At 65.6% G+C, this 23307-nt stretch carries 23 protein-coding genes; 16 read left to right on the top strand and 7 right to left on the bottom strand.

Annotated elements, in window-relative coordinates; translation table 11 throughout:
* Nucleotides 1-199: 199 nt before the first annotated feature.
* On the bottom strand, nucleotides 200-622 hold the full coding sequence (locus F8237_RS07385) for a PaaI family thioesterase (protein WP_151643297.1): 423 nt from the start codon (nucleotides 620-622) through the stop codon (nucleotides 200-202).
* 70 nt (nucleotides 623-692) lie between these two features.
* Nucleotides 693-1793 (bottom strand): A/G-specific adenine glycosylase, encoded by a 1101-nt coding sequence (mutY, locus tag F8237_RS07390; protein ID WP_162005917.1) that lies wholly within the window; start codon nucleotides 1791-1793, stop codon nucleotides 693-695.
* 122 nt (nucleotides 1794-1915) lie between these two features.
* Between mutY and F8237_RS07395 the strand changes: the two genes are divergently transcribed.
* From F8237_RS07395 to F8237_RS07435, 9 genes are all read left to right on the top strand, one after another.
* A complete protein-coding gene (locus F8237_RS07395) occupies nucleotides 1916-2407 on the top strand; it encodes a DUF721 domain-containing protein (protein ID WP_151643301.1) in 492 nt (163 codons plus the stop codon).
* Nucleotides 2408-2534: 127 nt separating this feature from the next.
* Nucleotides 2535-3191, top strand: coding sequence for a DsbA family protein (locus F8237_RS07400; RefSeq protein WP_151643303.1), 657 nt, complete (start codon nucleotides 2535-2537; stop codon nucleotides 3189-3191).
* A gap of 217 nt (nucleotides 3192-3408) precedes the next feature.
* Nucleotides 3409-6873, top strand: coding sequence for a chromosome segregation protein SMC (gene smc, locus F8237_RS07405; RefSeq protein WP_151643305.1), 3465 nt, complete (start codon nucleotides 3409-3411; stop codon nucleotides 6871-6873).
* Nucleotides 6874-7005: 132 nt separating this feature from the next.
* A complete protein-coding gene (locus F8237_RS07410; protein WP_151643307.1) occupies nucleotides 7006-7986 on the top strand; it encodes a small ribosomal subunit Rsm22 family protein in 981 nt (326 codons plus the stop codon).
* Nucleotides 7987-8124: 138 nt separating this feature from the next.
* Nucleotides 8125-8685, top strand: a complete 561-nt coding sequence (locus F8237_RS07415; RefSeq protein WP_151643309.1) for a LemA family protein — start codon at nucleotides 8125-8127, stop codon at nucleotides 8683-8685.
* Nucleotides 8686-8830: 145 nt separating this feature from the next.
* A complete protein-coding gene (locus F8237_RS07420) occupies nucleotides 8831-10039 on the top strand; it encodes a M48 family metallopeptidase (protein WP_151643311.1) in 1209 nt (402 codons plus the stop codon).
* A 193-nt stretch (nucleotides 10040-10232) separates the two neighbouring features.
* Nucleotides 10233-10982, top strand: a complete 750-nt coding sequence (locus F8237_RS07425; protein WP_015687960.1) for a P-loop NTPase family protein — start codon at nucleotides 10233-10235, stop codon at nucleotides 10980-10982.
* Between the two features lie 61 nt (nucleotides 10983-11043).
* Nucleotides 11044-11712, top strand: coding sequence for a hypothetical protein (locus F8237_RS07430; RefSeq protein WP_151643313.1), 669 nt, complete (start codon nucleotides 11044-11046; stop codon nucleotides 11710-11712).
* A gap of 87 nt (nucleotides 11713-11799) precedes the next feature.
* On the top strand, nucleotides 11800-12132 hold the full coding sequence (locus F8237_RS07435; protein ID WP_151650479.1) for a GIY-YIG nuclease family protein: 333 nt from the start codon (nucleotides 11800-11802) through the stop codon (nucleotides 12130-12132).
* Nucleotides 12133-12137: 5 nt separating this feature from the next.
* Here F8237_RS07435 and F8237_RS07440 read toward each other — a convergent pair whose 3' ends face one another.
* The 5 genes from F8237_RS07440 to petA all read right to left on the bottom strand — a co-directional run bounded on the left by F8237_RS07440 (nucleotide 12138) and on the right by petA (nucleotide 18578).
* Nucleotides 12138-12671: an adenine phosphoribosyltransferase gene (locus F8237_RS07440; RefSeq protein ID WP_151643315.1), complete on the bottom strand. Its 534-nt coding sequence runs from the start codon at nucleotides 12669-12671 to the stop codon at nucleotides 12138-12140.
* 9 nt (nucleotides 12672-12680) lie between these two features.
* Nucleotides 12681-14846: an anthranilate synthase component I gene (locus F8237_RS07445; protein WP_151643317.1), complete on the bottom strand. Its 2166-nt coding sequence runs from the start codon at nucleotides 14844-14846 to the stop codon at nucleotides 12681-12683.
* A gap of 229 nt (nucleotides 14847-15075) precedes the next feature.
* Nucleotides 15076-15750: a dienelactone hydrolase family protein gene (locus F8237_RS07450; RefSeq protein ID WP_151643319.1), complete on the bottom strand. Its 675-nt coding sequence runs from the start codon at nucleotides 15748-15750 to the stop codon at nucleotides 15076-15078.
* Between the two features lie 171 nt (nucleotides 15751-15921).
* Nucleotides 15922-17985, bottom strand: coding sequence for a cytochrome b/c1 (fbcH, locus tag F8237_RS07455; RefSeq protein WP_151643321.1), 2064 nt, complete (start codon nucleotides 17983-17985; stop codon nucleotides 15922-15924).
* Nucleotides 17986-18047: 62 nt separating this feature from the next.
* On the bottom strand, nucleotides 18048-18578 hold the full coding sequence (gene petA, locus F8237_RS07460) for a ubiquinol-cytochrome c reductase iron-sulfur subunit (protein ID WP_041748489.1): 531 nt from the start codon (nucleotides 18576-18578) through the stop codon (nucleotides 18048-18050).
* Nucleotides 18579-18856: 278 nt separating this feature from the next.
* Between petA and F8237_RS07465 the strand changes: the two genes are divergently transcribed.
* The 7 genes from F8237_RS07465 (at nucleotide 18857) to F8237_RS07495 (ending at nucleotide 23257) form a co-directional block, all read left to right on the top strand.
* Nucleotides 18857-19315, top strand: coding sequence for a tRNA (cytidine(34)-2'-O)-methyltransferase (locus F8237_RS07465; RefSeq protein ID WP_151643323.1), 459 nt, complete (start codon nucleotides 18857-18859; stop codon nucleotides 19313-19315).
* 19 nt (nucleotides 19316-19334) lie between these two features.
* Nucleotides 19335-19967, top strand: a complete 633-nt coding sequence (gene queE / locus F8237_RS07470; protein ID WP_151643325.1) for a 7-carboxy-7-deazaguanine synthase — start codon at nucleotides 19335-19337, stop codon at nucleotides 19965-19967.
* 17 nt (nucleotides 19968-19984) lie between these two features.
* Entirely contained in the window at nucleotides 19985-20350 is a 366-nt protein-coding gene (locus F8237_RS07475) for a 6-pyruvoyl trahydropterin synthase family protein (RefSeq protein WP_151650481.1), read from the top strand.
* A gap of 4 nt (nucleotides 20351-20354) precedes the next feature.
* Nucleotides 20355-21254, top strand: a complete 900-nt coding sequence (hemF, locus tag F8237_RS07480; protein WP_201280185.1) for an oxygen-dependent coproporphyrinogen oxidase — start codon at nucleotides 20355-20357, stop codon at nucleotides 21252-21254.
* Nucleotides 21245-21985 (top strand): HAD family hydrolase, encoded by a 741-nt coding sequence (locus F8237_RS07485; RefSeq protein WP_151643327.1) that lies wholly within the window; start codon nucleotides 21245-21247, stop codon nucleotides 21983-21985. The genes hemF and F8237_RS07485 overlap by 10 nt, the downstream gene beginning before the upstream one ends.
* A 351-nt stretch (nucleotides 21986-22336) precedes the next feature.
* Nucleotides 22337-22546: a DUF2158 domain-containing protein gene (locus F8237_RS07490; protein WP_151643329.1), complete on the top strand. Its 210-nt coding sequence runs from the start codon at nucleotides 22337-22339 to the stop codon at nucleotides 22544-22546.
* Between the two features lie 111 nt (nucleotides 22547-22657).
* On the top strand, nucleotides 22658-23257 hold the full coding sequence (locus F8237_RS07495) for an Isoquinoline 1-oxidoreductase subunit (protein ID WP_244626086.1): 600 nt from the start codon (nucleotides 22658-22660) through the stop codon (nucleotides 23255-23257).
* Nucleotides 23258-23307: the final 50 nt, after the last annotated feature.

A 23307-nucleotide genomic window follows, 5' to 3' on the forward strand; every position in this document is an offset into this window, starting at 1 on the left:
TCAAAGCGAGATGTGCATGAATGCGCCCTCGCCCCTTGTGGGAGAGGGTAGCGATGCTGGCAGATGCGGGCTCAGTTGGGTGAGGGGTCTGTCTCCGCGAATCCAATCCGCATTTGAATTCGCCGAGAGATACCCCTTATCCGGCGCTTCGCGCCACCTTCGCCCACAAGGGGAGAAGGGAAGTGGAGTGCGCGGCTAGCTATTTCCCCACCACCCTCGCCGCTTCCAGCAGCCGCTCGCTTGCGCTCGCCGTCGCCAGCACCGTGCCGTCTTCCGCCATCAGCCGGGCTTCGACGAACGCGATGGTCTTGCCGAGCTGCGTCACCTTCGCCTCGCCGATAATCGGGCCGGGTTTTGCGGGGCTGAGAAAATTCACGGTCATGCTGATGGTGGTGGTGTAGAGCCGGCCCTCGCTCATCACCAGCACCGCCGGCCCCATCGTATCGTCGAGCATGGCCGAGAGCATGCCGCCCTGGATGAAGCCGGCGGGGTTGCAGAACTCCGGCTCGCCCTCGAAGGCGAGCCTGATCCAGCCTTCCTCAGGACGGGCATCGAGCAGGCGCCATCCGAGCAATTCGGCGCAAGATGGCTTACGAAAATTGTCGAGCGCGGTCTTGACCATGGGGCTGTCTCCCTCCCATACGCGATAGCGTAGTCCTGCTGCCAACGTGCTGTCAGGAGGATGGGTCCGATCAAAGGTCCAGCGCGTGCGCGATCACCTTGCGCATGACGTTCGGCAGCGCTTCGCCGGCAAGGGTCGCGACCGGCACCCAGCGCATGCCCGCGGGTGCCCGGGTGCGGGCCTCGGCCTTCGCCGTGTAGACCACCAGCTCCAGCGGAAAATGCGTGAAGACGTGGGTGACGACGCCCACCTTGCGCTGCCAGCGCGACAGCCCTTTCAACGCCGGCGCCTGCTGTTTCGCTGTTGCATCCTCTTGTCCGGCGAGCCAGTCCGAGCCTGGCACTTCCGTCATGCCGCCGAGCAGGCCCTTTTCGGGACGGGATCGAACCAGCAGCTCGTCACCGCGCGTGACGACAAAGGCCGCGCCCCGTCGCAGCGTCCCGCTCTTCTTCGGCGCCTTGCGCGGAAAGCTCTCCTGGGTGCCCTGCGCACGCGCGGTACAATCCTCGTTCAGTGGGCACAGCGAGCAGGCCGGCTTCTTCGGCGTGCAGATCGACGAACCCAGATCCATCAGCGCCTGCGCGCTGTCGCCGGCGCGAGAGTTGGCGAGCAGCGTCGCCGCCAATTGCTGGATCAGTGGTTTTGCCTGCGGGAGTTCTTCTTCGACGGCAAAGAGCCGCGACACCACGCGCTCGATATTGCCGTCGACCGGCATGGTGTGACGATCGAACGCGATCGCCGCAATCGCCGCGGCCGTATAAGGCCCGATCCCCGGCAACGCGCGCAGGCCCTCCTCGGTGTCGGGAAACACGCCGCCATGGTCGCGCGTCACTGCGACCGCACAGGCGTAGAGATTTCGCGCACGCGAGTAGTAGCCGAGCCCGGCCCACATCCGCAGCACGTCGTCCTGCGACGCCCGCCCCAGCGCGGTGACCTCGGGCCAGCGCGCGACGAATTTCTCGAAATAGGGGCCGACCGCCTTCACGGTGGTCTGCTGGAGCATGATCTCCGACAACCAGACGCGGTAAGGGTCCGACGTCTCGCCGGGAGCGGCCCGCCACGGCAATCGGCGGCGGTGGCGGTCGTACCATTGGAGCAGTGCGATCGGGCGCGACGAGATCTCCGCCTGACCGGGTTCCGATTTCGCCTTCAGCGCGGATTTGTGGCTCATGCTCACACTGTAGCGATGTCGCTCCGATCTCTCCACGTCAGGCCCGCGCTCGTCCCTGGCATCCACGTCTTTCTTCACGACGAGGAGCCTGTGGGTCGCGCCCCGAAGTGCTATAAGGGTCCATGTCCAGATTCCCTCCAAGGCCCGGCCCCATCAGCGCCAAGCCGCTGGCGACCCTGCTCAACGATGTCTTTGCCGAGGCCTACGCCAAGCAGGGCTTTGCCTCGCGCGAGCTGGTGACGCGGTGGGCGCAGATTGCCGGGCCGGAGATCGCGGCCCATGCCGAGCCGCTCAAAATGCAATGGCCGCGGCCGGTCGAGGGCCAGCCGCAGGAACCGGCGACGCTGGTGCTGCGGGTCGAAGGGCCGATGGCGCTGGAGATCCAGCACTCGGCCGACGTGATCCTGGAGCGGGTCAACCGCTTCTTCGGCTGGAGCGCGGTCGGCAAGCTGGCCTTCCGCCAAGCCCCCTTGTCGCGGCCCCGGGCCCGGAAGCGCCCTGGCCCGCCGGACCCCAAGGCGGTCGCCAAGGTGGCGGAGAGCCTGGGCGACATCGAAGATGAAGAACTGAAGACGGCGCTGGCCCGGCTCGGGGCCGCTATCAAGCGAAATTGAGCCTCATTTTGCGGTCAATCTGGACCTGTCCTTGCGGCGCGCCATTGCCACAAACCACGTTTCAAGCTAGCGACAGGCCGCCTGAACTGGAACTTCGGGCGAGACCACGCCAATCCGGGAGCCGACCTTGATCATCACCCGCCGCGCCTTCAACACGATGCTGTCGCTGACCGGGCTTGCCGCGCTCGCCGGGCTGTCCCCCCTGGGCTTGATCTCCGATGCGATGGCGCAGGCCGCTGGCGACGTCGCCAAGCCCGTGTCGCTGCCCGACATGATGCTCGGGTCGAAGGACGCCGCCGTCACCATCACCGAATTCGCCTCGATGACCTGCCCGCACTGCGCGGCGTTCAACGAGCAGGTGTTCCCCAAGATCAAGTCGGAATACATCGACACCGGCAAGGTGCGTTACATCTTCCGCGAGTTCCCGCTCGACATCAAAGCCGCCGCCGGCTCGATGCTGTCGCGCTGCATCGCCAAGGACGACGCGCCGAAATACTTCGCCGTCACCGACATGCTGTTCCGCCAGCAGAACGACTGGGTGTTGAAGAACACCACCGAGACCCTGACCCGGATCGGCAAGCAGGCCGGCCTCACCCAGAGCCAGGTCGAGGCCTGCCTGAAGGACCAGGCGCTGCTCGACAAGATCGCCGCCGACCAGAAATATGCGAGCGACGTTCTGAAGGTGGATTCGACGCCGACCTTCTTCATCAACGGCGAGAAGATCAAGGGCGAGACCTCGTTCGAGGAATTCGCCAAGAAGATCAATCCGCTGCTGAAGAGCTGATTCGCTCGTCAAGATCCTGATTCGCATCTCGAAAGCCGTATCTTTCCCGTCATAAATCCCTTGGGAAAAGCGGCTTTCGCCGGTTGCCCTCGCAACGCACCGCGGCCATTGTCCAGCCGCATGAGGCGCCTCGCGCGACTCGCCCGGATAGCGACATTGCCTTCCATGGTATTGTCCCGGCAGGGGGATTCGCGCCTGCCAACAGAGATGCGTGCTTATGAAAATCACCCGCCTGCGCCTTCACGGCTTCAAGTCCTTCGTTGAAGCCACGGACTTCGTCATCGAGCCCGGCCTGACCGGCGTGGTCGGCCCCAACGGCTGCGGCAAGTCGAATCTCGTCGAAGCGCTGCGCTGGGCGATGGGCGAAACCTCGTACAAGTCGCTGCGTGCCGCCGACATGGACGCGGTGATCTTCGCAGGCTCCGGCAACCGTCCGGCGCGCAACCACGCCGAAGTGACGATGACGATCGACAATTCCGATCGCACCGCGCCGGCGGCGATGAACGACAGCCAGCTTCTGGAAATCTCTCGCCGCATCGAGCGCGAGGCCGGCTCGGTCTATCGCATCAACGGCCGCGACGTGCGCGCCCGCGACGTGCAGATCCTGTTCGCCGACGCCGCCACCGGCGCGCGCTCGCCCGCCCTGGTCCACCAGGGCAAGATCGGCGAGATCATCCAGGCCAAGCCCGAGCAGCGCCGCCGCGTGCTGGAAGACGCCGCCGGCGTCGCCGGCCTGCACGCCCGCCGCCACGAGGCCGAGTTGCGGCTCAAGGCCGCCGAAACCAACCTCACCCGCGTCGAGGACGTGATCGGCCAGCTCGCGGGGCAAATGGAAGGCCTGAAGAAGCAGGCCCGCCAGGCCGTGCGCTATCGCGAGGTCGCGGCCAAGGTCCGCAAGGCCGAAGCAACCCTGTTCCACCTGCGCTGGATCGGCGCCCATGCCGACGTCAGCGAATCCGGCCAGACCCATGATCTCGCCGTGCGCGAGATGGCCGAGCGCACCCACCACCAGGCCGAGGCGGCCCGCATCCAGGCCATCCGCGCCACCGAGATGCCGGCGCTGCGCGATGCCGAGGCGCGCGCCGCGGCCGGGCTGCAGCGCCTGACCAATGCCCGCGAGCTGCTCGACCGCGAGGAAGAGCGCGCCAAGGAACGCGTGGCCGAGCTCGAGCGCCGCCTGGCGCAGTTCGAAGGCGACATTTCCCGTGCTCAGCAACAAACCATGGACGCCGACGTCGCGCTGCAGCGGCTCGACGCCGAAGACGCCGAGTTGAAGGAAGAGATCAAGTCGCGCGTCGAGAAGCGTTCCGGCGTCGACGAGCGCGTCGCGGAAGCCGAGGCAACGCTGACCGAAACCGAGCAGCAGTTCGCCGAGCTCACCACCGCGCTCGCCGACCTCACCGCCAAGCGCAACCAGCTCGAAGCCAATGTCCGCACCCACCGCGACAAGCTCGCCCGGCTCGACCAGGAAATCACGAACGTCGCGGCCGAGGAGCAGAAGCTCGCCGAGGAGACCGGAGGCTTCGGCGCTCTCGACGAGCTGACCGCGACGGTCGAAAACGCGGAGCAGACGCTGGCGGCTTCGGAGGCCGCCGCGCAGGCGAGCGAAGCCGCCCACGTCGCCGCCCGCCAGACCCTGGAATCCTCGCGCTCGCCGCTCGTCGAAGCCGACAAGCGCGTGCAGCGGCTCGAGACCGAGGCGCGCACGATCTCCAAGATCGTCAACGGCGAGACCAAGAATTTGTGGCCGCCGATCATCGACGGCATCACTGTCGACAAGGGTTTCGAGAAGGCGATCGGCGCCGCGCTCGGCGACGATCTCGACGCACCCGTCGATCCGTCGGCGCCGATGCGCTGGACCAATGCCGGTGTCACCGAGGGTGATCCGGAGCTGCCCGAGGGCGTCGTACCGCTCGCCAACCATGTGCAGGCACCGACCGAGCTGGCCCGCCGTCTGGCGCAGATCGGCGTGGTGCCGCGCGAGCGCGGGGCCGAGCTGATCTCGCAGCTCAAGACCGGCCAGCGGCTGGTCTCGCCAGAGGGCGACGTCTGGCGCTGGGACGGCTTTGTCGCAGCCGCTCACGCCCCGACCGGCGCGGCACGGCGGCTTGCCGAGCGCGCCCGCCTCGTCGACATCGAGAACGAGCTTGAGCAGGCCCGCATCGACGCGCAGATCAAGCGTCAGGCGCTGGAGAATGCCGAAGCCGAACTGCAGATGGCCGCCAGCACCGAAGGCGCCTCGCGTGAGGCCTGGCGCGCCGCGCAGCGCGAGCTGAACGTCGCGCGCGAGCGCCATGCCACCGCCGAGCGCGAGATCAGCCGTCACGCCGCACGCAAGGCGACGCTGTCGGAAGCGCACAGTCGCCTTGCCGCCGACCGCGCCGAAGCCGAAGCCGCCTACGAATACGCCGAGGCCGGCATCACCGAGCTGCCGTCGAGCGAGGACACCGAGACCCGCCTCGCCGCCGTCCGCAGCGACATCGAAGGCCACCGCCGCATGGCCGCCCAGGTCCGCGCCGAGGCGCAGGCGCTGGCGCGCGAGGCCGAGCTTGCCGACCGCCGCGTGCAGGCGATCCTCGCCGAGCGCACCGAATGGGCGAACCGCAAGGAGAGCGCGGCCTCTCACATCGACACCATCCAGGCTCGTATTGCCGAACTCACGATCGAGCGTAGCGATCTCGAAAACGCGCCGCAGGTGTTTGCCGAGAAGCGCAGCGCGCTGATCACCGAGATCGAATACGCCGAGAACGACCGCCGTATGGCGGCCGACGCGCTCGCCACCGCGGAAGCCGCGATGGCGGAGACCGATCGCGTCGCCAAGCTGACGCTGGAAGCACTCTCCAGCTCGCGCGAGGCCACCGCCCGCGCCGAGGAGCGCATGGAAGGCGCGCGGCGCCGGCTCGAGGACATCGAGCGCGAGATCCGCGACATGCTCGAAGTCGAGCCGCAGGCCGTCGCTGGCCTCGCCGAGATCGAGCCCGGCGCGGAGCTGCCGCCGCTGCACGACATCGAGGAAGACCTCGAAAAGATGCGCCGCGACCGCGAGCGCCTTGGCGCGGTGAACCTGCGCGCCGAGGAAGAGCTGCGCGAGGTCGAGACCCAGCACACGAGTCTGGTTACCGAGCGCGACGACCTCGTCGAAGCCATCAAGCGGCTGCGCCAGGGCATCCAGAGCCTCAACAAGGAAGCGCGCGAGCGGCTGTTGACCTCGTTCGAGGTCGTCAACAACCACTTCAAGCGCCTGTTCGTCGAGCTGTTCGGCGGCGGCGAGGCGGCGCTGCACCTGATCGAGAGCGACGATCCGCTGGAAGCCGGCCTCGAGATCATCGCCAAGCCGCCGGGCAAGAAGCCGCAGACACTGTCGCTGCTGTCGGGCGGCGAGCAGGCACTGACCGCGATGGCGCTGATCTTCGCGGTGTTCCTCACCAACCCGTCGCCGATCTGCGTGCTGGACGAAGTCGACGCGCCGCTCGACGACCACAACGTCGAACGGTACTGCAACCTGCTGCACGAGATGACCAGCTCGACCGACACCCGCTTCATCATCATCACGCACAACCCGATCACGATGGCGCGGATGAACCGGCTGTTCGGCGTCACCATGGCCGAGCGCGGCGTCTCGCAGCTCGTGTCGGTGAGCCTGTCAGAGGCGGTGGACATTCTCGACCAGAACGTGGCGTGAGATCTCGGTCGCGCCACACCCATTGACGTCATCATCCGCGAAAGCGGATGATCCAGTACGCCGCGCCCTCTCGGCTTTGACGGCACTGTCTCGGAGTACTGGATGCCCCGCCTTCGCGGGGCATGACCACGAATGATGATTGCTCCCACACTTCCACCTGAACTGAAAGCCGCCCTCGACGGCAAGCTCCAGGGCTTTTCGCGCACGGATGCCGCGCAGCGCTCGCAGAAGATTTCGACCACTTACCGGGCTGGCGGCGGCTCCGGCACGATCAAGTCGGACGCCGATGCACTCGCCTACGCGCTGGCGCGGATGCCGGCGACCTACGCGGCGGTGGCCGCAAGCCTCAATGCACTGACCGAGATTGCACCGGACCTTGCCCCGGAAACACTGCTCGACGTCGGCGCAGGCCCCGGCACGGCAAGCTGGGCTGCCGCTGAGGCCTTTCCGTCGCTGCAAGATTTCACCCTGCTCGATGCCAATGCCACGCTCAGCCGACTCGCGCTCGAACTGGTGCGCGACAGTACGCGCCTCGCCGACTGCCGCTACTTGCCGGGCGACGCCGGCGGCAACCTCGCCGAGGCCTCGCAAGCCGATCTGGTCGTTGCGAGCTACGTCATCGGCGAGCTCAGCGAGGCCGGCCAGCGCAAGCTCGCAGAAGCCATGTGGGCCAAGGCACGCCATGCGCTGGTCGTGATCGAGCCCGGCACACCCGCCGGCACCGCCCGCATTCTCGCTCTGCGCCAACAGCTGATCGCCGCGGGCGCCCACGTCGCTGCGCCGTGCCCGCACGAAAAGCCCTGCCCGCTCACGGCGCCCGACTGGTGCCATTTCAGCCAGCGCCTGCCGCGCTCCCAGGCCCACCGCCAGATCAAGGGCGCCGACGTGCCGTTCGAGGACGAACGCTTCATCTACGTCGCCCTGACCCGTGCAGCGCCTGCGAGCCGCGCCTCGCGCGTGCTGGCGCCGCCGGATCTCGGCAAGGCCGAGATCACGGCCAAGCTCTGCACCGAACACGGCGTTGAGCTCAGCAGGATTCCGCGACGCGGCAAGGCCGCCTATGCCAGCGCCCGCCGGTGGCGCTGGGGCGATGCCGTCATTGCCGAAAGTTAACCTCGCTCGGCGCTATAGCCTTGAACTCGGATGGCTCCCGGGCCGACCAAATCTGACCTCTCCTCCGCGCCGGGGCTCTCGCTCCGCGCCAATTTGGTCTAGGCTGCGCCCGCCTTCTTCCCCCTTCAGGAGTTCTCCATGTCGACCGGCTGGATCGTTCTCGGCGTCATCGTCGTTCTCGTGTTCCTGGCGTTCAGCGCCTACAACCGCCTGGTGGCGCTGGGCCAGCGCGTGAGCCAGGCCTTTGCCGATATCGACGTGCAGCTCAAGCAGCGTCACGACCTGATCCCGAATCTGGTCGAGACCGTGAAGGGTTATGCCTCGCATGAGCGCGGCACGCTCGACGACGTCATCAAGGCGCGCAATTCGGCGATGTCGGCGCAGGGCCCGGCGCAGGTCTCCGCCGCCGAGAACCAGCTCTCCGGCGCGCTCGGCCGGCTGATCGCGCTGTCGGAGGCCTATCCCGACCTCAAGGCCAACGCCAATTTCCAGCAGCTCGCATCCGAGCTCTCCGACCTCGAGAACAAGATCGCGGCGAGCCGCCGCTTCTTCAACAGCGCGGTCCAGGAGTACAACACCGGCATCCAGCAGATGCCTGCCGCGTTGTTCGCCGGCATGTTCGGCTTCACCAAGAAGGACTTCTTCGATCTCGGCGCCAGCCGCACCGAGGTCGAGGCGACGCCGCAGGTGAAGTTCTGATTGCTGCGTGAGCGACCTCTCACCTTCGTCATTCCGGGGCGCGTCGAAGACGCGAACCGGGAAGCTCGACCGAGACACTAAGCTCTGGATTCCGGGTTCAGGCCTGCGGCCTGCCCCGGAATGACGGGAGCTAACGGAAGCAGCCATGGCCGCGTATGGTCTCTACACGCACATCGCCTCGAACAAATTTCGTTCGATGCTGCTGCTCGCCGGCCTGTTCGCGCTGGTCTATGTGCTGGTCTATGCCGGCGCGCTGGTCGCCGAAGTCGTCATCGACGGCAACGAGACCGTTGCGTTTTATCTGAGCCATGCGTTCTATGATCTGAAAGTCGCAGCGCCGGTCGCGACGATCGTGGCGGCGGTCTGGATCGTGATCGCCTATTTCTTCCACCAGTCGATGATCGATGCCGTCACCGGCGGCCACGACGTCACCCGGCAGGAGGAGCCGCGGCTCTACAATCTGCTCGAAAATCTCTGCATCTCGCGCGGCATCACGATGCCAAAGCTGAAGATCATGGAGAGCCCGGCGCTGAACGCGTTCGCGACCGGCCTCAACCCGCGGCAATATTCGATCACCGTTACCACCGGCCTCCTCGATGCGCTTGATGACAAGGAGATCGAGGCGGTGCTGGGCCATGAGCTGACCCACATCAGGAACGGCGACGTGCAGTTGATGGTCGTCGCCGTCATCATCGCCGGCGTGGTCGGCTTCTTCGGCGAATTGTTCTTCCGCCTGTTCACCAATTTCAGCTGGAGCTCCGGCGGCTCGTGGTCCTCTGGGTCGTCGTCGCGATCGTCCTCGTCCAGCAGCGACAGCAAGAACTCCGGGGGCGGCGCGGTGATCGTGATCATCATCGCGGTCGTGCTGATCGTGGTGGCCTGGCTGATGTCGCAGGTGGTCAAGCTGGCGCTGTCGAGGTCGCGCGAATATCTCGCCGACGCCGGCTCGGTCGAGCTGACGAAAGATCCCGACGCCATGATCTCGGCGCTGCGCAAGATCGAGAACCGCGGCGAGCTGCCGGGCGCGACCTCGGCGGTGATGGAGCTGTGCGTCGACAATCCGCGCGAGGGCTTTGCCGATTTGTTCGCGACTCATCCGTCAGTGCAATCCCGCGTTGACGCGCTGGTCAAGTTCGCCGGTGGCCGCGATCCCGGCCCGCTGCCGCCGCCCGGCGACGAAACCGAAGAGCCGGAGCAGGACGCCGACCAGCCCGATGCCCCGCCGCCGGTGGCGAACGGACCGTGGAACGATGCTGGCGGCTCGGCCAGTCCACCGCCCGTGCCCGCACCCAGCCCGGCCGGAACCGCAGCGGGACGCCCAATCGATCCCATGGGCCCCTGGGGTCGCCATTGAGCGCGTGATTTACCGCCGCGTGCGGCGGGTTTTGCGGGACTTCAGAAAAACTCCGGGAATTGCCGGAGCCGGCTGCCAGAGATTTGAATTCTCCCTTGTTTCTGCCATGTTCGCGCCCAACAGCAGACTCGGGATATCGATTTGGGGCCCGGCCGGTTGCAGCTGCGATCGGAGGGCACGTGAGGGGACAGCAATGGCAAAGCCGGCAGTGGTTGTGGTGGGCGCGGACAAGGGCGGGGTCGGCAAGACCACAGTATCGCGCACCTTGCTCGATTATTTTTCCGCCAACAACGTGCCGACGCGCGCGTTCGACACGGAGTCGCCGCGCGGAACGCTGAAGCGCTTCCACCCTGACATCACCGAGATCGTCGACATGACGACGACGGCCGATCAGATGAAGATCTTCGACACGCTCAACGCGACGAGCCCGTCGGTCACCGTGATCGACGTCCGCGCCGGCCTGCTCTCGCCGGCGCTCGCCTCGCTGCGCGACATCGGTTTTCTCGACGCCGCCAAGGCTGGCCAGATCACCTTCGCGGTGTTCCACATCCTCGGCCCCTCGATCGCCTCGCTGGACGAGATCGCCGAGACCGCGGGCTTCATGGGCGGCGCGAAATATTTCCTGGTGAAGAACTTCATCAACGACACCCAGTTCTTCCAATGGGACCAGGCGACCTACCAATCGTATTTCAACCGCATCAAGGACGCGACCGAGCTGACCATCCCCAAGCTCAACGAGATGGCCTATGAACAGGTCGAGGTATCGTCCGTTCCGTTCCTGAAATTCGTCGCCAACAAGGGCATTCACGACGAAGCCGCGAACTACTCGTTCGTGCTGCGCGGTTATGTCCGGCACTGGCTTGCGAACGTCTGGAGTGAATTCGACCGGATCCACCTGACCGATATCGTCGGTGCGAAGCCCGGCCGCAACAGCGAAAAATAGTTGCGAAAGCCGGGCGGATGCGGCTGGATTGAGCGGTGAATCCGCGCAGATATAGCTGTCGATGCCCGCGACGCCCCTCTACATCATCTGTTCGCCCCGCCCGCAGGTCGGCAAGACGCTGCTGGCGCGGCTTCTGACCGAGTTTCTGCTGCTCAAGAACGGCGACGTCGCGGCCTTCGATGTCAATCTGAAGGAGCCGTCGCTGCTCGACTTCCTGCCGAAGGTCACCGAAACGGCCGATGTGATCGACACGTTCGGCAAGATGCAGCTGATGGACCGCGTCATCCTCGATGATGGCCTTGCCAAGGTGATCGACCTCGGCTTCCACGCCTTCGACGAGTTCTTCAAGATGACCGACGAGATCGGCCTGCTCAAGGAGGCGGCACGCCGCCACGTCGCGCCGATGATCCTGTTCATGGCGGACACCGACCGCGCCTCGGCTCGGGCCCATGAGATGCTGCGCGACCAGATCCCGCGGATGAACCTGATCACGGTGGACAACGAGCACATCGTGCGCGGCGAGCTGCCGGCTGCCATGGCGGCCGGACGGGTGTTCCGCCTGCCGGCGCTGCCCGGCTTCCTGAAGACCTATATCGACCGGCTGAACTTCTCCTTCACCGGCTACCTTCGCCAGGAGAAGGATTCCTCGACCGAGCTCCACCAGTGGATTCGGCGCAACTACCTCGCCTTCCGCGAGCTCGAGCTCAGCCTGATCCTGCAGCGGTCGTAGGCGATAATTTTACCCGGATATTATTGACTGCGCGCCAGACCGCGTTTATGGAGGACGCCCATCGTGTCCTTCAACAAGGTCTTCCCCGTGAGCATTGACCGAAAAGCAGCCATCGCCGCCTACAAGGAGCGGAAGACCATCGCGGGCATCTTCGTCATCCGCTGCGCGGCCTCGAGCGAGGCCTGGGTCGGCCAGGCGCCGAACCTCGAAACGATCCAGAACCGCATCTGGTTCTCGCTGCGCCAGGGCAACCACGCCTGCCGCAGCCTTCAGGCCGCCTGGAGCGCGCATGGCGAGGCGGGACTTACGTTTGGCGAATGTGAGCGCCTGGAAGACGAGGAGAACGCCTATGTCAGGAACGCGCTCCTGAAGGAACGCATGCTGCACTGGCGGGCCGAGCTGAAGGCCGAGGCGATCTGACGCTCTCAGTGCCCCTCGAACGTCATCAGCGTGCGCACCGGCACGTCCATGGCACGCAGCTTGGCGGCGCCGCCGAGATCGGGCAAGTCGATGATGAAGCAGGCCGCGACGACATTGGCGCCGATCTGGCGCAGCAGCTTCACCGCGCCTTCTGCGGTGCCGCCGGTGGCGATGAGGTCGTCGACCAGGATCACGCGCTCGCCGGGCGAGATGGCGTCCACATGCATCTCCATCTCGTCGATGCCGTATTCCAACGAATAGGCGATGCGCACGGTGGTGTGCGGCAGCTTGCCTTTCTTGCGGATCGGAACGAAGCCGGCCGAGAGCTGGTGCGCCACCGCGCCGCCGATGATGAAGCCGCGCGCTTCCATGCCGGCGACCTTGTCAATCTTGTTGCCGGCCCAGGGATTGACGAGCTCGTCCACCGCGCGGCGGAACGCGCGTGCATCCGCGAGCAAGGTGGTGATGTCTCGGAACATGATCCCCGGCTTGGGATAGTCGGGGATGGTGCGGACGCTCGCCTTCAGATCAAAGGTCATTCGTGCCTCTCAATTGACCGGCGCATCGAGCCGGAACGCATTCTCGACGATACGCAAGCCCACCTCGTTGCCGAGCGACATCAGCGATTCCGGGTGGAATTGCACGCCCGCGACCGGCAGGGTCTTGTGCTCGAGCGCCATGGCGACGCCGTCCTCGGTGCTGGCGGTGACACTCAACACCTCCGGCATGCTGTCGCGCTCGACGAAGAGCGAGTGATAACGGCCGATGACGATCTCGTTCGGCAGATTGCGCATCAAGCGCCCGCCGCGCACCTGCACCCGCGAGGGCCGGCCATGGGCGGGATGCGTGAGCTGCCCGAGCTCGCCGCCGAAATATTCGCCGATCGCCTGCACGCCGAGGCAAACTCCGAACACCGGCAGCTTGTTCTCGAGCGCCGCATCGATGGTCTTCTTAATTCCAAAATCTTCGGGGCGACCGGGGCCGGGCGACAGCACCAGCAGGTCCCACCTCTTCTGCTTGAGCATGTCGAGCGCATGCACATGCCGGACCACGGTGACGCTGGCGCCGACCTGGCGGAAATAGTCGGCGAGCATGTGCACGAAACTGTCGTCGTGGTCGATCAGCAGCACCCGCTTGCCCGAACCCGTGGCGTCGGGCGCAAAGGCCGACAGCGGCTTCGGCGGATCGCCGCGGAGCGCCTGGAACAGCGCCGCGGCCTTGACCTGGCATTCGCGGTCTTCCGCGGCGGGATCGGAGTCAAACAGACAGGTGGCACCGACGCGGACTTCGGCGAGACCGTCCTTCATGCGGATGGTGCGGATGGTGAGGCCGGTGTTGATGCTGCCGTCGAAGTTCACAGCGCCGATCGCGCCGGCATACCAGCGCCGCGGCGAACGTTCGTGATCCTCGACGAACTGCATCGCCCAGAGTTTTGGCGCGCCGGTGACGGTGACGGCCCACGCGTGAGTGAGGAAGGCGTCGAGCGCGTCGAAGCCGGGGCGCAGCATGCCCTCGACATGATCGACGGTGTGGAACAGCTTTGAGTAGGTCTCGATCTGCCGCCGCGCCAGCACCTTGATCGTGCCGGGGACGCAGACGCGGGCCTTGTCGTTGCGGTCGACGTCCGTGCACATGTTGAGCTCGAACTCGTCCTTCTCCGAATTCAGGAGCTGGCGGATCTGCTCGGCGTCGCCGATCGCATCGGTGCCGCGCGCGATGGTGCCGGAGATCGGGCAGGTCTCGACGCGGCGTCCGTCGGAGCGCACGAACATCTCCGGCGAAGCCGAGACGAGAAACTCGCCCTCGCCGAGATTCATCAGCGCGCCGTAGGGCGACGGGTTGATGATGCAAAGCCGCTGGAACACTTCGGCAGGCGAGCGCTCGCAGGGCTCGGCGAACAGCTGGCCCGGCACCGCCTCGAACAGATCGCCGCGGGCGAAGGCCGCGCGCGCGGTCTCGACGGTGGCTTGGTATTCGCCGGGCGCGTGATCGGCAAAGCCCTGGCGCGGCGTCTTCTGATACGGGCTTTCGGCCGTTTCGTGCGGCAGGCCTGCGGTGGACTTGCCCTTCCAGGCGAAATCGTAGGTCAGCACCACGCCGCGGCCGGTGGCGCGGTCATAGGCCAGCAGGCGATCGGGCACGTAGAGCACGATGTCGCGCTGGTCCTGCTCGCGCGGGCGCTTCTGCACGAGATCCTCGATCTGGAACACCAGGTCATAGGCGAAGGCACCGAACAGGCCGAGCAGCCCGTCGTCATTGGCGGAGAATGCGGCGACGATGTCGCGCACCAGCGACATCACGCTGGCGCGCCGCGTGCGCTGGTCTTCCTCGACCGGCGCGTCGCCGCGGATGATATGGCCTGACAGCCGCGAGGCGGTCTTCTCGGAGATGACCACGCAGGGTTCTAGCAGCACCTCCGCGAGGAAGGCGATCAGCACCTGCCCTCGCTCGTTCAGCGCTTCCAGCTTGAAGTTGACGCCGGTCGTTTCGAGCTTGAGCGGCGGGTCGGAGAAGCCGAGGTCGAAGCTCTCATAGCGGCCCGGCACGGTCGTGCCGGAGGACAGCACCACGCCGCGGCGACGATCGAGCAGGCTGACGAGATCGTCGAGCCTGTTGGCGCCGCCGGTAAATTGCTCCGCCACGCGCGTGATCGCGAGACCTGCGCGGGTCACGTATTCGCTTCGAGCCGGGAGCGCAAAGACTGTCCTGTTCATGTCGTCCTCTTACGAAACTTGCCGAGGAAACGCCACACAGGACAAACGATCAGGCCGCCGCACTGCGTGGCGACCTCAGACGATTTTGGGAGAATAAATCGCACCGGCCACCTCTTTAGGAGGTGCGCCACCAAAGACGGGCTGGGCGGACGACGGTGCTCATGGGCGGATACTCACCATGGCGCGGGGACGGCGTCAAGGCTGACCGCCCCACGCGGCTTCCGGCCGTTTACCCCAAATGCTTCCGGAAAAACTCCGTCGCCCGTCCCCAGGCGAGTTCGGCGGCTTCGCGGTCGTGGACGGCCTGGCGCTGCTCGTTGACGAAGGCGTGCTCGGCGTCATAGCGGAACAGCTCCAGCGACTTGCCGGCGGCCTTCATGGCCTTTTCGAAGCCGTTGACCAGCTCCGGCGTGCACCAATCGTCCTTGTTGGCGAAATGAGCCTGGAGCGGGATCTTGACGTCGGCCGGCCTGGCGGCCTGCTCCGGCGGGATGCCGTAGAACACCACGCCGGCGGCGAGCTCCGGCACATGCACCGAGCCGATGATGGTGACGGCGCCGCCGAGGCAGAAGCCTGTCAGGCCGACCTTGGCGCCGTTGCGCGACAGATATTGCGTGGCGCCACGCACGGTCTGCGTGGTGGCGTCCATGAAGTCGAGGGAGTTCATCTCTTTGCCGGCGGCGTCCGTGTCGTGATACGGCACCACCTTGCCTTTGTAGAGATCGGGCGCCAGCGCATCGAAACCGGCCAGCGCGAAGCGGTCGCACAGGCCCTTGATCTGGTCCGACAGGCCCCACCATTCCTGGATCACGACCACGCCCGGCGCGTTGCCGCGCGCGGCATTGGCGAGATAGCCCGACGCGTCCTTGCCGTCCGGGCGCTTGAAGGTGATGGCGGTTCCCATGGTGTCCTCCGATGAGTTTCTGGGGAAGCGGTTGCGGGCATCTTGGCGGGTGCGGGCGCGCGGCGCAATCAACACTCTCGTCATTCAGGGCTCGATGCTGCGCATCGCCCCGGAATGACGGCAACAAAAAAGCCCCCGTTCGGGGGCTTTTTCATTCTCGCCTCGCGCCGCTCAGTGCGAGTCGGCCCAGACCTTCTTCTTGGTGAAGTACATCAGGCCGGCGAAGATGATCAGGAAGATGAAGACCTGGAAGCCCAGGCGCTTGCGCGCTTCCATGTGGGGCTCGGCGGTCCACATCAGGAACGTGGTGACGTCCTTGGCGTACTGCGCGACCGTGGCCGGCGAGCCGTCGTCATAAGTCACCTGGCCGTCGCTGAGCGGCTTCGGCATCTTGATGGCGTGACCCGGGAAGTACTTGTTGTAGTAGGAGCCCTCCGGAATGGTCACGCCTTCCGGCACGTGATCGTCGAAGCCCTGGAGCACCGCCGAGACGTAGTCCGGGCCCTGCTCCTGGTACTGGGTGAAGAAGTCGACGATGAACATCGGGAAGCCGCGGCCGTAGGAGCGGGCTTTGGTGATCAGCGACAGGTCGGGCGGCGCCGCGCCGCCGTTCGCCGCGCGAGCCGCCTGCTCGTTCGGAAATGGCGAGGGGAAGTAGTCCGCCGGCCGGCCCGGACGCTCGAACATGTCACCGGAATCGTTCGGACCGTCCTTGACCTTGTACTCGGAGGCGAACGCGGCCGCCTGCGCCACGGAATAGCCGGGGCCACCGTCTTCCGCGAGGTTGCGGAAGGCGATGTAGGACAGGCCGTGGCAGCTGGCGCAGACTTCCTTGTAGACCTTCAGGCCGCGCTGCAGCGCACCGCGGTCGTACTTGCCGAACGGGCCAGCGAACGACCATTTGTTGCCCGGCGGCTTGTCGCTGCCTTCGGATGCGCGGGCATCCTGCAGGCTGCCGAGGAACAGCGCACCGGCGGCGACGAGCGCGATGGCGATCGAGGCCACGGCCTTGCCGCTCCTGGCCAGAATCGCCTCCGAGATCGAGTTCGGCACCGGCCGCGGCTTCTCGATGCGCGAGAGCAGCGGCAGCACGATCAGGAAGTAGGCGAAGTAGCAGACCGTCAGGACCCGGCCGGCGATCACGTAGATGCCTTCCGGCGGCTGCGCGCCGAGATAGCCGAGCAGGATGCAGACCGCGACGAAGATCCAGAAGAACTGCTTGGCCAGCGGACGGTACTTCGACGACCTGGTCCGGGCGGCATCGAGCCAGGGCAGGAAGCACAGGATGATGATCGCCGAGAACATCCCGATCACGCCCGCGAGCTTGTTCGGGATCGAGCGCAGGATCGCGTAGAACGGCAGGTAATACCATTCCGGCACGATGTGCGGCGGCGTCACGCCCGGGTTCGCCGGGATATAGTTGTCGGCGTCGCCGAGATAGTTCGGCATGTAGAAGATGAACCAGGCGTAGAGCAGCAGGAAGCAGGCAACGCCGAACCCGTCCTTGATGGTGGCATGCGGCGTGAACGGAACCGTGTCCTTTTCCGTCTTCGGCTCGACGCCATCAGGATTGTTCTGGCCGGCAACGTGCAGCGCCCAGACGTGGAGCACGACGACGCCCGCGATCAGGAACGGCAGCAGGTAGTGCAGCGAGAAGAAGCGGTTCAGCGTCGGGTTGCCGACCGAATAGCCGCCCCACAGCAGCGTCACGATGCTCTCGCCGACATAGGGGATGGCGGAGAACAAATTGGTGATGACGGTGGCGCCCCAGAAGCTCATCTGGCCCCAAGGCAGCACGTAGCCCATGAAGCCCGTCGCCATCATCAGGAGGTAGATGATGACGCCGAGGATCCACAGCACCTCGCGCGGCTCCTTGTAGGAGCCGTAATAGAGGCCGCGCAGCATGTGGATGTAGACCGCGAAGAAGAACATCGACGCGCCGCAGGCGTGCATGTTGCGCAGCAGCCAGCCGTAATTGACGTCACGGACGAGCAGTTCGACCGACTTGAAGGCGAGATCGGCATGCGGCGTGTAATGCATCGCCAGGATCACGCCGGTCAGGATCTGCATCCCCAGCATGAAGGACAGGATGGCGCCGAAGGTCCACCAGTAGTTCAGGTTGCGCGGGGTGGGATAGACGACGAAGGAAGAGTGCATGAGGCCGAGGATCGGCAGGCGCCGCTCGAGCCATTGCAGGGCCGGATTGCTCGGCTTGTATTCGGATGGTCCGCTCATGATGCGATCCTGAGGAAATAATACGACGAGACGGCGCGAAGCTTCGGACGCGGGTCCGAAGCTCAGCCGATCTGGATTTTGGTGTCGGAAACGAAAGTGTACGGCGGCACCGGAAGGTTCGCGGGCGCGGGCCCCTGTCGGATACGGCCGGACGAATCGTACTGCGAACCATGGCAGGGGCAGAAGAACCCGTCGTAATTGCCCTCATGAGCGATCGGGATGCAGCCGAGATGGGTGCAGATGCCGATCACGACCAGCCATTGCTCGTGGCCGGACTTGACCCGGGCCTCGTCGCTCTGCGGATCGGGCAGGCTCGCCACGTTGACGGCGCGCGCCTCGTCGATCTGCTTCTTGGTGCGGTGGCTGATGTAGATCGGCTTGCCGCGCCAGAACACCTTAATGTCCTGCCCCTCGGCGACCGGGCTGAGATCGACCTCGATCGGCGCACCGGCCGCGATGGTCGACGCATCAGGATTCATTTGGGAGATAAAGGGCCAGAGCGCAGCCGCGCCCCCTACTGCTGCAGCTGCCCCGGTTGCAACGAATAAGAAATCACGGCGTGTCGGATGGTCCGCCGAAGACGCTGTCGTCACGATTCCAACCCTTTCTTCTTATGCTACCGGTGGAACCGCTCCGGAGGCCCCCAAGGTCCCCAGAACAGGCTGCCGGCGCCCGCGGCCCCCCGCGGCGGCAGAACTTCACGTGTCCCCACCAAAACAAGGCGAAAACAGCAGTCCAGAATCGTTCTATTGGCACCCTTGCCGGGCGAGCGCAAGCCCGCTAACGGCGGGGAGACGTGCAATGCACGAATTCCCGCGCCGGCGATGTTTTATTGAGACATTTCTCGCGCTCAACAACCCGCCCGCCCGCCATGCAGATCGCACTTTTCCAACCCGACATCGCCCAGAACACCGGCACGATTCTCAGGCTTTGCGCCTGCCTGGGCATGGCCGCCCATATCATCGAACCGGCGGGCTTCCCGTTCTCCGACCGCCTGTTCCGCCGGGCGGGAATGGATTACCTCGACCATGTCAGCGTGACCCGCCACGCCTCCTGGTCGAGATTCGAGGACTGGCGCGCGGCACAGGGCTACCGGCTGCTGCTGTTCACCACCAAGGCGGCCACCGATTACCGCGATTTTCATTACCAGAGCTCGGACATCCTGCTATTCGGGCGAGAGAGCGCTGGCGTCACCGAGGCGGTGGTCGAGGCCGCCGACGCGCGGCTGGTGATCCCGATCACGCCGGGGCTGCGGTCGCTCAATGTCGCCATGACCGCGGCGATGGCCGCAGGCGAGGCGCTGCGGCAGCTCCGGAACCCGCAAGTTTGATAAGGCTGAGGAGAGACGATTGAGTTACGCGGTCAAGGAAATCTTCCTGACCCTGCAAGGCGAAGGCGCCCATGCCGGGCGCGCGTCGGTGTTCTGCCGTTTCGCCGGCTGCAATCTCTGGAGCGGGCGCGAGGCCGACCGCCTGGAGGCGACCTGCAAGTTCTGCGACACCGATTTCGTCGGCACCGACGGCACGCTCGGCGGCCGCTATGCTTCCGCCGCGGAACTCGCCGATACGATCGCCGCGCAATGGACGGCCAGGGGCGACAACCGCTACGTGGTGCTGACCGGCGGCGAGCCGCTGCTGCAGGTCGATGCCGCCCTGGTCGACGCGCTCCATGCGCGCGGGTTCGAGATCGGCGTCGAGACCAATGGCACCATCGCGCCGCCGGAGGGCCTCGACTGGATCTGCGTCAGCCCCAAGGGCGGCAGCGAGCTCGTGCTGCGCCGCGGCCACGAGTTGAAGCTGGTCTATCCGCAGACGCTCGCCGCGCCCGAAGCCTTCGAAGGCCTCGCCTTCGAGCGCTTCTCGCTGCAACCGATGGACGGCCCCGAGGTCGTCCAAAACACCGCGCGTGCGATCGATTACTGCCTGCACCATCCGCAATGGCGGCTCAGCGTGCAGACGCATAAATCGCTCGGCATCAGATAGGATTGGTTTTCGAACAGATGTGGGAATTGACGAAATCGTTTCGCTTCGAGGCGGCGCATTCACTGTCGGGAACGACGTTCGGAGCGGCCAGCGAAGAGATCCACGGCCACTCCTTCCGCGCCGAGGTGACGTTGCGCGGCACGCCGGACCCTGCGACCGGCATGGTGGTCGATCTCGGCCTCGTCCAGCGCGCCATCGAGGACGTGCGGCTTTCGCTCGACCACAAGTTCCTCAACAAGATCGAGGCGCTCGGCAAGCCGACGCTGGAGAACCTGTCGCGCTTCGTCTGGGAGCGGCTGCAGCATATCGGCGAGCTGACCCGCGTCAGCATCCACCGCGACAGTTGCAACGAGAGCTGCACCTATTACGGTCCACAGGGCTAACGGCATGGCATCGACGACAGACCCGAGCTTGATCGAAGACCGCAAGACCCGCGCCCGCGCCTGGTTCGAAGCCTTGCGCGATGACATCTGCGCCAGCTTCGAGCGGCTGGAGGATGACGCGCCGCAGAGCCTCTATGCTGGCGAAGCGGGCCGCTTCAAACGCACGCCCTGGCAGCGCACCGATCACAGCGGCGCGGCCGGCGGAGGCGGCGTGATGTCGATGATGTCGGGCCGCCTGTTCGAGAAGGTCGGCGTGCACTGCTCGACCGTGCACGGCGAGTTCGCGCCCGAGTTTCGCGCGCAGATTCCGGGCGCGGCCGACGATCCGCGGTTCTGGGCTTCCGGCATCTCGCTGATCGCGCATCACCGTAATCCGCACGTACCCGCCGTGCACATGAACACGCGCTTCGTCGTCACCACCAAGGCCTGGTTCGGCGGCGGCGCCGATCTGACGCCGGTGCTCGACCGCCGACGCACGCAGGACGATGCCGACACGCTCGCCTTCCACGCCGCGATGAAAGCGGCCTGCGACCAGCCGAACGGCATCGCCGACTACGACAAGTACAAGAAGTGGTGCGACGAGTATTTCTATCTGCCGCACCGGAAAGAGGCGCGCGGCATCGGCGGGATCTTCTACGACTGGCACGACAGCGGCGACTGGGGCGCCGACCTCGCCTTCACCCAGGACGTCGGCCGCGCTTTTCTGAAGATCTACCCCGAACTCGTCAGGCGAAATTTCGCGAGCGCCTGGACCGCCGACGATCGCGAGGAGCAACTGATCCGGCGCGGGCGCTATGTCGAATTCAACCTGCTCTACGACCGCGGCACCATCTTCGGGCTCAAGACCGGCGGCAATGTGGACTCCATCCTGTCGTCGCTGCCGCCGGAGGTGAAATGGCCATGAGCGCAATCAAGCCATTGCCGCGCGCGATGCTGATCGACATGGACGACACCATCCTGTCCGCCTATGGCCGGCCCGAGATCGCCTGGAACACGATCGCGCACGAGTTCGCCGAGGAGCTCGCGCCGCTGCCGCCGGGCGAGGTCGCGACCACTGTGCTGGCTTTCGCAAAGAACTTCTGGGCCAACGCGGACGCCTCCTGGCGGCTCAAGCTTGCGGAAGCGCGGCACCTGACCGTCAAGGGTGGCTTTGCCGCGCTCGCCGCCGCCGGCCATCGCGCACTATCAGACGATCTCGCCATCCGCCTCGCCGATCGCTTCACCACCTATCGCGAGGAGGAGATGTTCGTCTTCCCCGGCGCGCATGAGGCGATCGACCGGTTGAAGGCGCTCGGCATCAAGCTTGCGCTCGTCACCAACGGCGCCGCCGACACCCAGCGCGCCAAGGTCGAGCGCTTCGAGCTCGCGCACCGCTTCCATCACATCCAGATCGAGGGCGAGCACGGCTTCGGCAAGCCCGAGGAGCGCGCCTATCTGCACGCGATGGACGCGCTCGGCGTCACCGCCGAGGACACCTGGATGATCGGCGACAATCTGGAATGGGAAGTCGTGACGCCGCAGCGCCTCGGCATCTATTCGATCTGGATCGACGTGCATGGCGACGGCTTGCCCGAGGGCTCGACGGTCAAGCCCGACCGCATCATCCGCTCGCTGACCGAGCTGGTGCCGGGCTAGATCGCGAAAACAACCCCATGCACAGTAGCCGGCCGCAGCAAATTCAATAGCTTGCAGTAAATGCGGGCACGACTGCTGATTTTACGAAATCATTTGACGCGTCGGACAAAACAGGTGCATGGTGTCACCATCGCGGCGCATGGGACGGATAAGCCCCTGCGCAACCCATCGAGCAGGCGCCATCGCCTCCGTCATGGTCCCGCTCCCGGCCTGAAGCTCTGTCATCGGTGTTTCAATTGCCTGACAGCGGATGCGCGCTGCCGCAGCACATCCACTGATCCCGCCCGTCGTGATCGGCATGTCATGCCGGCCTGCTAGCTTCTCTCGTCAATCAACCTGAAAGGACCATCCATGGAACTAAAAGCCGGCGATATCGTCATGCTGAAATCCGGCGGCCAGCCGCTCACCGTCGCCGAAGTGAAGGGCGACGACGCGGTCTGTGTCTGGATGGGCGTCGAAGGCGATCTGTTTCGCGAGACATTGCCGCTCGCCGTGCTCGAACAACTGGAAGAGTTGGACGAGGACGACGAGGATGAAGAAGACGACGAAGACGAGGAATAGGCGCGGCCAGAACCTCATCCTGGCAGCGCGGGAACCAAACCAAGAGGCGTCGATTAGGATGTCATGATCCTCCGCACGCCTCAATTCGCCGTTCGGGCCGGAAGCCTTGCGATGATCGCGCTCGTCGCAGCAATGGCAGGCTCTCGCCCGAGCGGTGCGGACCTCTCGTCCGCTTCCACAACACTGCGGAATGCCGCCGAATTTTCCTCGATTTCAAATCAAGCCGATCGCTCGCGCGCGCTGTTCGAGGAAATCGGCAAGGTGCTCACCAACCCGCGTTGCATGAATTGCCACCCGGCCGGCGATCATCCGCTGCAGGGCAACGACGGCCACGAGCATGTCCCGCCCATATGGCGTGCCGAGACCGGGCATTTCGAGGTCAGCTGCTCCGGATGCCATAGCGGAAAGAACTTCTCGCTTCACGAAGCGGCCACCTATCGAAGCATTCCCGGTCATCCGCGATGGGGCTTCGCGCCACTGTCGATGGCGTGGGAAGGCAAGTCTCTGGGCGACATTTGCCGCCAGTTGAAGGACGTCCAGCGCAATGGCGGTCGTGACCTCGCCGCGCTGCAGGAACACATCGCCAAGGACGATCTCGTCGCGTGGGGTTGGAATCCGGGCGAAGGCCGCAAGCCGGCTCCGGGCAGCCGGAAGGGAGCCGGAGAACTGGTACAAGCCTGGATCGATACCGGCGCGGAGTGCCCACGCTGACGCAGGCAAGTATCCGGGCGTCGCGTCGCCCATAACGACCACAGCGGACC

Source organism: Bradyrhizobium betae (assembly GCF_008932115.1).
Taxonomy (GTDB): domain Bacteria; phylum Pseudomonadota; class Alphaproteobacteria; order Rhizobiales; family Xanthobacteraceae; genus Bradyrhizobium; species Bradyrhizobium betae.